This window comes from Nocardioides nitrophenolicus, assembly GCF_016907515.1.
In the GTDB taxonomy this organism is placed as follows: domain Bacteria; phylum Actinomycetota; class Actinomycetes; order Propionibacteriales; family Nocardioidaceae; genus Nocardioides; species Nocardioides nitrophenolicus.
Window position 1 is genome coordinate 4,161,952 of record NZ_JAFBBY010000001.1, and the last position, 10,529, is coordinate 4,172,480.

At 70.1% G+C, this 10,529-nt stretch carries 10 protein-coding genes; 5 read left to right on the top strand and 5 right to left on the bottom strand.

What is annotated here, in order from left to right; translation table 11 throughout:
* Positions 1-81: 81 nt before the first annotated feature.
* The 5 genes from JOD66_RS20075 (at position 82) to JOD66_RS20095 (ending at position 4,336) form a co-directional block, all read left to right on the top strand.
* Complete coding sequence (locus JOD66_RS20075) at positions 82-1,308, top strand: MFS transporter (RefSeq protein ID WP_307823622.1); 1,227 nt, start codon at positions 82-84, stop codon at positions 1,306-1,308.
* Between the two features lie 117 nt (positions 1,309-1,425).
* A complete protein-coding gene (gene trpS, locus JOD66_RS20080; protein WP_204838581.1) occupies positions 1,426-2,514 on the top strand; it encodes a tryptophan--tRNA ligase in 1,089 nt (362 codons plus the stop codon).
* The gene (locus JOD66_RS20085; RefSeq protein WP_204838582.1) at positions 2,514-3,020 is read left to right on the top strand and encodes a 2'-5' RNA ligase family protein; all 507 of its coding nucleotides are present in this window, start codon (positions 2,514-2,516) and stop codon (positions 3,018-3,020) included. Before trpS ends, JOD66_RS20085 begins: the two co-directional genes overlap by 1 nt.
* Before the next feature lie 18 nt (positions 3,021-3,038).
* Positions 3,039-4,112 (top strand): YihY/virulence factor BrkB family protein, encoded by a 1,074-nt coding sequence (locus tag JOD66_RS20090; RefSeq protein WP_204838583.1) that lies wholly within the window; start codon positions 3,039-3,041, stop codon positions 4,110-4,112.
* Complete coding sequence (locus JOD66_RS20095) at positions 4,109-4,336, top strand: SCO4848 family membrane protein (protein WP_204838584.1); 228 nt, start codon at positions 4,109-4,111, stop codon at positions 4,334-4,336. The genes JOD66_RS20090 and JOD66_RS20095 overlap by 4 nt, the downstream gene beginning before the upstream one ends.
* A gap of 118 nt (positions 4,337-4,454) precedes the next feature.
* Here the strand turns inward: JOD66_RS20095 and JOD66_RS29605 are convergent, their stop codons facing one another.
* The 5 genes from JOD66_RS29605 to JOD66_RS20120 form a co-directional block, all read right to left on the bottom strand.
* Entirely contained in the window at positions 4,455-5,735 is a 1,281-nt protein-coding gene (locus JOD66_RS29605) for an adenylate/guanylate cyclase domain-containing protein (protein ID WP_204838585.1), read from the bottom strand.
* A 130-nt stretch (positions 5,736-5,865) separates the two neighbouring features.
* Positions 5,866-6,609 carry a succinate dehydrogenase/fumarate reductase iron-sulfur subunit gene (locus JOD66_RS20105; RefSeq protein WP_204838586.1) on the bottom strand — a complete coding sequence of 248 codons (744 nt, stop codon included), beginning with the start codon at positions 6,607-6,609 and terminating at the stop codon, positions 5,866-5,868.
* Between the two features lie 73 nt (positions 6,610-6,682).
* The gene (locus JOD66_RS20110) at positions 6,683-8,746 is read right to left on the bottom strand and encodes a fumarate reductase/succinate dehydrogenase flavoprotein subunit (protein WP_204838587.1); all 2,064 of its coding nucleotides are present in this window, start codon (positions 8,744-8,746) and stop codon (positions 6,683-6,685) included.
* Positions 8,747-8,758: 12 nt separating this feature from the next.
* Positions 8,759-9,523, bottom strand: coding sequence for a succinate dehydrogenase cytochrome b subunit (locus tag JOD66_RS20115; RefSeq protein ID WP_204838588.1), 765 nt, complete (start codon positions 9,521-9,523; stop codon positions 8,759-8,761).
* Positions 9,524-9,573: 50 nt separating this feature from the next.
* Positions 9,574-10,509, bottom strand: a complete 936-nt coding sequence (locus tag JOD66_RS20120; protein WP_307823623.1) for a Dyp-type peroxidase — start codon at positions 10,507-10,509, stop codon at positions 9,574-9,576.
* Positions 10,510-10,529 lie beyond the last annotated feature (20 nt).

Sequence of the window (10,529 nt, forward strand, 5' to 3'; positions counted from 1 at the left end):
GGACGTGACCCGGCCCACGCCCGGGCCGCAGACATCCGACGTCCTGGAATAGCCGGCGGCGCCGCCCGGTTAGCATCCCCCGTGACCTCCTCGCCGACGACCACCTCGACCGAGGGGCGCCCGGCGGTGTCCCACAGCCGACCCGCGCTGGCGATCCTGGCGCTCGCGGTCGGTGGGTTCACCATCGGCACCACCGAGTTCATGACCATGGGCGTGCTGCCCGAGATCGCCCGGGGCGTCGACGTGTCGGTGCCGGACGCGGGGCACGTCATCTCGGCGTACGCGCTCGGGGTCGTGGTCGGCGTACCGATCCTGGCCTTCTTCGGCGCGGCCCTGCCGCGCCGGGCGATGCTGGTGGGGCTGATGGCGGCGTACGCCGCGTTCAACCTGCTCAGCGCCGCCGCGCCCGGCTTCCACGTGCTGACCGCGGCCCGCTTCCTCGACGGCCTGCCCCACGGCGCCTACTTCGGCGTGGCCAGCCTGGTCGCCGCCAGCCTGGTCGCCCCCGAGCGGCGGGGCCGGGCGGTGGCGAGCGTGATGCTCGGGCTCTCCGTGGCCAATGTGGTCGGCGTACCGCTGGCCACCTTCCTCGGCCAGCAGGTCGGTTGGCGCTCGACGTACCTGCTCGGCGGGGTGTTGGCGCTGGTCACCGCGGCGCTGGTGCTCGCCGCCGTGCCGTCGATGGCGGGCGACACCGAGGCCAGCGGCCGCAAGGAGGCGCGCGAGTTCTTCGGCAGCCTGCAGGTGTGGCTGACGATGGCGGTCGGCGCGGTCGGCTTCGGCGGGATGTTCGCGGTCTACTCCTACATCGCCAAGACGGTCACCGAGGTCGGCGGCCTCGAGCGCGGCACGGTGCCCTTCTTCGTCCTGGCGCTCGGCCTCGGCATGGTCGCCGGCACCTGGCTCGCCGGCGAGCTCGCCGCCTGGTCGGTGTTCCGCAGCCTGCTGCTCTCCGGCGTCACCGGCATCGTGCTGATGCTCGTCTACTACGCCGCCGCGCCCCACGGCTGGCTGCTGCTGCCCGTCGCCTTCCTGGTCACCGCCGTCGGCTCGGTGCTCGTCGTCAACCTCCAGCTGCGGCTGATGGACGTCGCCGGCGACGCGGTCACCCTCGGCGCGGCCATGAACCACGCCGCCCTCAACATCGCCAACGCCCTCGGCGCCTGGCTCGGCGGCCTGGTCATCGCCGGCGGCCACGGCTACCGCGCTCCCGCGCTGGTGGGTGCGGCCCTCGCCGCACTGGGTACGGCGATCCTGCTCGTCTCCGCGGTGGCTCACCGCCGGGCGGGTTCTCCCCGTCGTATCTGACGAACGGGCTGCGGGTTCGACGAATTCACAGCCCCTTCGTCAGATACGACGAGCAACCCGGGCCGCGCGGGACGGGGGCTTTACGCGGAGAACCGGCGGCCTGCGAGAATCGCTCCCATGTCCGCCACCACCGAGCACCCGCCCGTGCCGGAGACCGCGCAGCCGGCCGCGCCCGAGGGGGCCGCGCGACCGCGCGTGCTGTCCGGGATCCAGCCGACCGCCGACTCCTTCCACCTCGGCAACTACATGGGTGCGCTGCGGCAGTGGGTGGACCTGCAGCGCGACCACCAGCCGTTCTTCTTCATCGCCGACCAGCACGCGATCACCACCGACTGGGACCCCAAGCTGCTGCGCGAGCGCACCCTGCGCAGCGCCGCCCAGCTCCTCGCGGCCGGCGTCGACCCCGAGAAGTCGGCGATCTTCGTGCAGAGCCACATCCCCGCGCACGCCCAGCTCGGCTGGGTGCTCAACGGGCTGACCGGCTTCGGCGAGGCGCGGCGGATGACGCAGTTCAAGGACAAGTCGGCGAAGGGCGGCGAGGGCGCGGCGAGCGTGGGCCTGTTCGCGTACCCGATCCTGATGGCCGCCGACATCCTGCTCTACCGGCCCCACTACGTGCCGGTCGGCGAAGACCAGCGCCAGCACCTCGAGCTGACCCGCGACCTCGCGCAGCGTTTCAACGGCCGGTTCAAGAAGACCTTCCGGCTGCCCGAGCCCTACATCCTCAAGGCGACCGCGAAGATCTACGACCTGCAGGAGCCGACCAAGAAGATGTCGAAGTCGGGCTCGGGCCCCAACGGCATCATCGAGATGCTCGAGGAACCGGCCCGGTCGGCGAAGAAGATCCGCTCGGCGGTCACCGACTCCGGCACCGAGATCCGCTTCGACCAGGACGAGAAGCCGGGGGTCAGCAACCTGCTGACCATCTACTCCGCGCTGACCGGGGAGAGCGTCCAGGCCCTCGAGGAGCAGTACGCCGGCAAGATGTACGGCGACCTCAAGAAGGACCTCGCCGACGTGGTGGTCGGCTTCGTGACCCCGTTCCGGGACCGGACGCTGGAGCTCCTCGACAACCAGGACCACCTGATGCAGGTGCTCGCGCAGGGTGCCGAGACGGCGGGCGCCGTCGCCGAGAGCACGCTGCGCGACGTCTACCAGCGGGTCGGCTTCGTGGCACCGGTGGAGCGTCGTACGGAGGCCCGCTGATGCCGGTGATCGGCGTCGCCGTCGCCATCCCGGAGCCGTGGGCCGCCGAGCTGGTCGGCTACCGGCACCGGATCGGGGACCCGACCGCGGCCGGCGTACCGAGCCACATCACGCTCATCCCGCCGACCGAGGTGGCCGACGACCTCGCCGGGATCGAGGCCCACCTCGAGCGTGTGGCGAGCAAGGTGGCGCCGTTCCGGGTTCATCTGCGCGGAACGGGTACCTTCCGGCCCGTGTCGCCCGTCGTCTTCGTCAGCCTCGCCGAGGGAATCTCCCAGTGCGAGCAGCTCGCCGACGCCGTACGCCGGGGTCCGCTCGCCGTCGACCTCGACTACCCGTACCACCCCCACGTCACCGTCGCGCACCACCTCGACGACCCCACCCTGGACGCGGCCTTCGACGACCTGGCCGGCTTCGAGTGCGCCTTCGACGTCACCGACTTCCACCTGTACGTCCACCACGAGCAGGAGGGCTGGCGCTCCAGCCGCACCTTCCCGCTCGGCTGAACCGCACCGGAGGCCGCGATGAGGATCGTCGACCGCGCGAAGGACAAGCTCGCCGAGCTCCGCGAGCGCTGGCCGCTCGTCGACCACGCGGTGCGCACCCAGGAGCACTACGGCGCCGTCCAGGGCAGTCAGCAGGCCGGCGGCGTCACCTACTTCGGCTTCCTGTCGGTGTTCCCGATCCTCGCCCTGGCGTTCTTCGTGGTCGGCTGGGTCGCGCGGGTCTTCCCCGACGCGCAGGACGCCCTGGTCAAGGCCATCGAGGAGGTGCTGCCGGGCCTGGTCGGCGACGGCACCGGCCAGGTGAACCTGACCGACATCCAGGACGCGGCCGGGACGGTCGGGATCATCGGTCTGGTCGGCGTCCTGTACGCCGGCCTGGGCTGGCTGTCCTCGCTGCAGTCGGCGCTCACGGTCCTCTTCGAGATGCCCGCCCGGCTGCGGCCCAACTTCGTGATCGGCAAGGTGCGCGACCTGGTCACCCTGGTCGTCCTCGGCGTCGTCCTGTTCGCCAGCGTGATCGCGTCGGCGGTCCTCACCCGGACCTCACGCGCGTTGCTCGACGCGATCGGCATCGGCGCCCAGCTCGGCTGGCTGGTCGCCGTGGTCGCGGTGCTGCTCGGCCTGGCGGCGTCGGCGCTGCTGTTCTTCTTGATGTTCCGGCTGCTCGTGCGCCCCGACCTGCCGGACCGGGCGCTGTGGTCCGGGGCCGTGCTCGGCGCGCTCGGCTTCGAGATCCTCAAGCAGCTCTCCGGGCTGCTGCTGACCGGCACCCGCGGCCAACCGGCGTTCCAGGCGTTCGGCATCGCACTGATCCTGCTGGTCTGGATCAACTACTTCTCGCGGGTGATCCTCTACGCCGCGGCCTGGGCCCAGACCAGTCCGCTCGCCGAGCGGCCGCCGGCGCCGGTCCCGGCCGCCCGGGCGATCGCGGCCGCGGCCGCCCCAGCGCCGGGAGCACCGGCAGCGGCGGCGGAGGACGCCCCCGGCTCGCGGACACCGAGCCTGCTCGCGTTCGCGGCCGGCGGGGTCGCGGGGGCCCTCGTCGCCCGGGTCGGTCGTCGTACCGGACGGTCTGGGAGACTGGGCAGGTGAAGTTCGAGCGCAAGCACGCCATCCTGCTCCTCGCCGTCGCGGCCTGGAACGTCTTCTCCTTCGGCAACTTCGCCAAGAACCTCTACCAGGCCTACGACGCCGGCGAGGACCGGGCGACAGGCTACTGGGTCGCCCACACGGTGCTGATCGTCGTGAACTTCGTGATCGCCGGTCTGCTCGGCTCGCTCGGCTGGAAGGCGCTGCGGGCGGCAAAGGACGCGTGAGCGGAGCTGCAGGAATCGCCGGTCGACCGGCGATTCCTGCACTTGTCGGGCGTTGCAACGCCCGACAAGTGGCAGAAGAACCCGTCAAGTGACAGAACAACCGGTCGACCGGTGATTCCTACGCCGGCGCCCCGAGCAGGAAGTACGTCGTCATCGGCCCCTTGCCCTTGACGTCCACCAGCTGCGGGTCACTGAACATGTACCTGTCCTCGAGCAGCGCGTGCGTCGCCGCGGACACCTGGATCCGGTGCGGCCGGCCGTGGGACTCCATCCGGCTGGCGGTGTTGACGGTGTCGCCCCACAGGTCGTAGGTGAACTTGCGCTGCCCGATCACCCCGGCGACGACCGGGCCGGAGGCGATGCCGATCCGCATCGCGATCGGGCTCGGCCAGGCAGGGGAGAGGCGGGCGAGCGTGCGCTGCATGTCGAGCGCCAGCTCGGCGAGGGAGGCGGCATGGTTCTCGTCGGGGACGGGCAGGCCCGCGACGGCCATGTACGCGTCGCCGACGGTCTTGATCTTCTCGATGCCGCGGTCGTCGCACAGCGCGTCGAACTCGCGGAACATGGTGTCGAGCAGCCCGACCAGCTCCTCGGCGCTCAGCGCCTCCGAGACCGGCGTGAAGCCGACGATGTCGGAGAAGAGCACGCTCACGTTCGGCGCGGAGTCGGCGATCGCGCCGCGCTCGGTGCGCAGCCGCTCGACGATCGGCGCGGGGAGCACGTTGTGGAGCAGCTCGTCGGAGCGGGCCCGCTCCAGCTCGACCTCGCGCTGGCGCTCGAAGGCGGTGCGCCGCAGTCGCTCGAGCGCGTACCCGACGATGACCGCGATCGTGCTGATCCCGATCGTCGGTGCGACGATCGTCTCGAGCTGGTCGCTCGCGCGGGGGAGGGTGAGGCTGACGGCGGCGTAGAGGGCGACGGCCGCGCCGATGGCGTGCATCCGCAGCCGGAGCAGGCCGATCGCGCCGATCAGGGTGACCGTCCCCGAGGTGTGGACGTACGTCGCGGGCAGGTCCGCCGTGCGTGCCAGCACGGTGCCGAGCAGCACCATCAGGAAACCGGCCAGCACCACGGAGCTGAGCTGGAGGTGACGGGCCACGAAGCCTGCCCGGCCGACCAGGACGGCCGCGACCAGCAGGATCGGGGTCGCCACCGCGAACCGGACGATCGCCGCCGCCTCCGCGTCGCCGGAGCCCACGACCAGGAAGTCGATGCCGCCGTAGACCAGGACGAAGAACACGGCCACCCACACCGCGATCCGGGACTGGCGCAGGCCCGCCGCGTCGTCGTACGCGCGGAACTCGGTCTCGGCCTCGGGCTGGTCGAACTCCAGCAGCCAGCGCCCCATGTGCAGGGCGTGGCGCTCCTGCAGCCAGCCGCCGATCACCTTGACCCCCACAGCGGAATCGTGCCAGCACCGCCGACCCGGCGCCTAGTAGCTCGAGAAACACGCCGACCCGGCAGAAAGTGGCTCCTACGAGGCTACTTTCTGCCGGGTCGGCGCGAATCCGACACCAGCTTCTGCCGGGTCAGTGACCGTTCTTCAGCGCGGTGCGCAGGTCCTTGTTGAGCTGGGAGATCACGTCGAGCGGGATCTCCTTCGGGCAGGCCGCGGCGCACTCGCCGATGTTGGTGCAGCCGCCGAAGCCCTCGTGGTCGTGCTGGCCGACCATGTCGACGACGCGCGACCAGCGCTCCGGCTGGCCCTGGGGCAGCTCGCCGAGGTGGGTGATCTTGGCGCCCATGAACAGCGAGGCGGAGCCGTTGGGGCAGGCGGCGACGCAGGCGCCGCAGCCGATGCAGGTCGCGACGTTGAACGCCCGCATCGCCTTGTCGCGCGGCGCCGGCACCGAGTTGGCCTCGGGGGCCGAGCCGGTGTTGGCGGAGATGTAGCCGCCGGCCTGGATGATCCGGTCGAACGCCGACCGGTCGACGACCAGGTCCTTGAGCACCGGGAACGGCTCGGCGCGCCAGGGCTCGATGGTGATCGTGTCGCCGTCGTTGAACGAGCGCATGTGCAGCTGGCAGGTGGTGGTGACCTCGGGGCCGTGGGCCTGGCCGTTGATCATCAGCGAGCACATGCCGCAGATGCCCTCACGACAGTCGCTGTCGAACGCGACCGGCTCCTCGCCGGAGGTGACGAGCTGCTCGTTGAGCAGGTCGAGCATCTCCAGGAAGGACATGTCGGACGAGACGCCGTCGAGCTCGTAGGTGTGCATCGCACCCTGGGCAGCGGCGTTCTCCTGCCGCCACACCTTGAGAGTGACCTTCACTTGTTGCCTCGCTTCGCGTCGGCCACAAGTGAAGTGGCTTCGCTGTACATCTTCGTTCGCTCGCTTCGCTCGCTCACTTGTAGCTCCTCTGCTTGAGCTCGATAGCGGTGTAGATGAGGTCTTCCTTGTGCAGGACCGGCTTGCCACCCTCGTTGGAGTCGCCGCCCCACTCCCAGGCCGCGACGTACGCGAACTCGTCGTCGTGGCGCAGCGCCTCGCCGTCCTCGGTCTGCGACTCGGCGCGGAAGTGGCCGCCGCAGGACTCGCGGCGGTTGAGGGCGTCGATGCACATCAGCTCGCCGAGCTCGATGAAGTCGGCGACCCGGTTGGCCTTCTCGAGGTCCTGGTTGAGCGAGTCGGCCGAGCCGAGCACGCGGACGTTGGTCCAGAACTCCTTGCGCAGCGCCTTGATCTTCTCGATCGCGAGCTTGAGGCCCTCCTCGGTGCGCTCCATGCCGCAGTACTCCCACATGATGGAGCCGAGCTCCTTGTGGATGGACTCGACCGAGCGGGTGCCGTTGATCGACATCAGCTTGGCGACGCGCTCGTTGACGGCGTCCAGCGCGGCCTTCACCTCGGGGTGGCTCTCGTCGATCTTCTCGAACGGGCCGTCGGCGAGGTACTCGCGGATGGTGTTCGGGAGCACGAAGTAGCCGTCGGCCAGGCCCTGCATGAGGGCCGAGGCGCCCAGGCGGTTGGCGCCGTGGTCGGAGAAGTTGGCCTCGCCGGTCACGAACAGGCCGTCGATGTTGGAGCGCAGCTCGTAGTCGACCCAGAGCCCGCCCATGACGTAGTGCACGGCGGGGTAGATCCGCATCGGGACCTCGTAGGGGTTCTCGCCCGTGATCCGCTCGTACATGTCGAGGAGGTTGTCGTACTTCTCCTCGACGCCGTCCTTGCCGAGGCGCTTGATGGCGTCGGCGAAGTCGAGGTAGACGCCGCGGCGGACCATCTTGGTGGTGCCGTCGGGCTGCTGCTCCTCGATCGCGGGACCGACGCCGCGGCCCTCGTCGCACATGTACTTGGCCGCGCGCGAGGCGATGTCGCGGGGGACCAGGTTGCCGAACGACGGGTAGATCCGCTCGAGGTAGTAGTCGCGGTCCTCCTCGGGGATGTCGCGCGGGTCCTTCTCGCAGTCCTCGACCTTCTTGGGCACCCAGATCCGGCCGTCGTTGCGCAGCGACTCCGACATCAGGGTCAGCTTCGACTGGTGCGCGCCCGAGATCGGGATGCAGGTCGGGTGGATCTGCGTGTAGCAGGGGTTGGCCATGTAGGCGCCCTTGCGGTGCGCGCGCCACGCGGCCATCACGTTGGAGCCCATCGCGTTGGTCGAGAGGTAGAAGACGTTGCCGTAGCCACCCGAGGCCAGGACGACGACGTCGGCGAGGTGGGTCTCGATCTCGCCGCTCACCATGTCGCGCGCGACGATGCCGCGGGCCTTGCCGTCGATGACGATCAGGTCGAGCATCTCGTGGCGGGTGAACTGCTCGACGGTGCCGGCAGCGACCTGGCGCTCCATCGCCTGGTAGGCGCCGATGAGGAGCTGCTGTCCGGTCTGGCCGCGGGCGTAGAAGGTGCGGGAGACCTGCACGCCACCGAAGGAGCGGTTGTCGAGCAGGCCGCCGTACTCGCGGGCGAACGGGACGCCCTGCGCGACGCACTGGTCGATGATGTTGGCCGAGACCTCGGCGAGGCGGTAGACGTTCGACTCGCGCGAGCGGTAGTCGCCGCCCTTGACCGTGTCGTAGAACAGCCGGTACGTCGAGTCGCCGTCCTCGCGGTAGTTCTTGGCCGCGTTGATGCCGCCCTGGGCGGCGATGGAGTGCGCCCGGCGCGGGGAGTCCTGGTAGCAGAAGGACTTCACGTTGTAGCCGGCCTCGCCGAGCGTGGCGGCGGCGGCGCCGCCGGCCAGGCCGGTGCCGACGATGATGATGTCGAGCTTGCGGCGGTTGGCCGGGTTGACCAGGCGGTTCTCGAACTTGCGGGTGGTCCAGCGCTCGGCGATCGGGCCGGTCGGGGCGTGGGGGTCGACGATCTTGTCGCCGAGCTCGTAGTAGCCCGCGGCGTCGTCGGAGGTCTGGACCGACGGCTGGTTGGTCGCGGTCAGACCGGGGAGGTAGTGGGTTCCTGCAGCCATGTCGTTGGCCCCTTACTTCTCGATGATGCCGACGAGCACGGACAGCGGAACCAGCGAGAAGCCGCCGGCGACGACGATGGCGACCACCCAGCCGGCCGCACGGGCGCGGGCCCGCGACGTCGCCGAGTTGGTGAGGCCGAGCGTCTGCAGCGAGCTGAAGGTGCCGTGGTGCAGGTGGAGGCCCAGGGCCACCATCGCCAGCAGGTAGATGATCGTCATCCACCACAGGTCGAAGGTGTCGACGAGCAGGGAGTACGGGTCGTGGCCACCGGTGTCGCCGTTGCTCGGGTTGATCTTGACGATGGTGAAGTTGAGCAGGTGCCACACGAGGAAGACCAGGATGGTGACGCCGCCCCAGCGCATGGTGCGCGAGGAGATCGACGAGCCGACGTTCTTCTTGGCGACGTACTTCACCGGACGGGCCTTGGCCGCGCGGCTGGCGAGGATCGCCGCGCACGCGATGTGGACGATGACGGCGACGAGGAGGCCGACGCGCATGATCCACAGGAAGCCCTCGTGGGGGAGCAGCGGCTCGCCCAGCTCACGCAGGTGCTCGGCGTAGTGGTTGAACGCCTCCTGCCCCGCGAAGGCCTTGAGGTTGCCGTACATGTGCCCCAGCACGAAGCCGATGAACAGCAGGCCACTCACGGCCATGAGCAATTTCAGGGCGATGGTCGTGCGTGCTGCACGGCTGCCCTTCACCAGTTGAGGACGCGTCGTCGATGCCACGGGGGGCCACGCTACTCCCGCTACTGACGAGTAGGTGACGCGGATCATGTGAGATATGCACGTAAGGCAAGCCTTACTCGCGATCTCTCTGCTCGGATTCAGCTGGCAGCGTCGTCGAGGAACTCGGTCGTCGGGACGAAGAAGAGGGTGCCGGTGACCGCGGTGGAGAAGTCGAGGATCCGGTCGTGGTTGCCGGGCGGGCGACCCACGAACATGTTGGTCAGCATCTGCTCGGTGACGCCGGGATCGTTGGCGTAGCCGATGAAGTAGGTGCCGAACTCGGCCGCGCCGACCCGGCCGAAGGGCATGTTGTCGCGCAGGATCGCGCGCTCCGTGCCGTCGTCGTCGACGATCGTGGTGAGCGCCACGTGGGAGTTGCTCGGCTTGACGTCGTCGGCCATCTCGACGTCGGAGAGCTTGGCGCGGCCGATGGCGCGCTCCTGGTCCTCGACGGACAGCGCGCCCCAGGCGGTCAGGTCGTGCAGGTACTTCTGGGTGATCACATAGCTCCCGCCGGCGTACGCCGGGTCCTCGGCTCCGATCAGCACCGCGGCCGCCTTGTCGGGGCCCTCCGGGTTCTCGGTGCCGTCGACGAACCCGAGCATGTCGCGCTGGTCGAAGGAGCGGAAGCCGTGCACCTCGTCGACGACCCGCGCGACGCCGCTCAGCCGCTCGGTGAGGTGCTGGGCCAGCTCGAAGCACAGGTCCATCCGGTGCGCGCGGAGGTGGACGAGCAGGTCGCCGGGGGTGGCCGGAGCCCGGTGGACGCCGCCGGCGATCTCGCGGAAGGGGTGCAGATGGCGGGGCCGGGGCGCGGTGAACAGCCGGTCCCAGGCGTCGGCGCCGATGCCGACGACGCAGGTCAGCTCGCCCTCGGGGATCCGGAAGCCGACCGAGCGGCGCAGTCCGCCGACGTCGGCGAGCAGCTCCCGCACGGTCGCGGCGCCCTGGTCGTCGAGGGCGGGGTCGAGGGTGAGGGTCAGGAAGATCGCGGACTCGGTGAGCGGAGCCAGGACGGCCTGGGGAGTGGACACCTGTCGATCCTCGTGGACGC

Bases quoted from the DNA above. Each gene is read 5' to 3' on its own strand.
- JOD66_RS20110 (WP_204838587.1), bottom strand. From the start codon at position 8,746: ATGGCTGCAGGAACCCACTACCTCCCCGGTCTGACCGCGACCAACCAG.
- JOD66_RS20090 (WP_204838583.1), top strand. From the start codon at position 3,039: ATGAGGATCGTCGACCGCGCGAAGGACAAGCTCGCCGAGCTCCGCGAG.
- trpS (WP_204838581.1), top strand. From the start codon at position 1,426: ATGTCCGCCACCACCGAGCACCCGCCCGTGCCGGAGACCGCGCAGCCG.
- JOD66_RS20115 (WP_204838588.1), bottom strand. From the start codon at position 9,523: ATGATCCGCGTCACCTACTCGTCAGTAGCGGGAGTAGCGTGGCCCCCC.
- JOD66_RS20085 (WP_204838582.1), top strand. From the start codon at position 2,514: ATGCCGGTGATCGGCGTCGCCGTCGCCATCCCGGAGCCGTGGGCCGCC.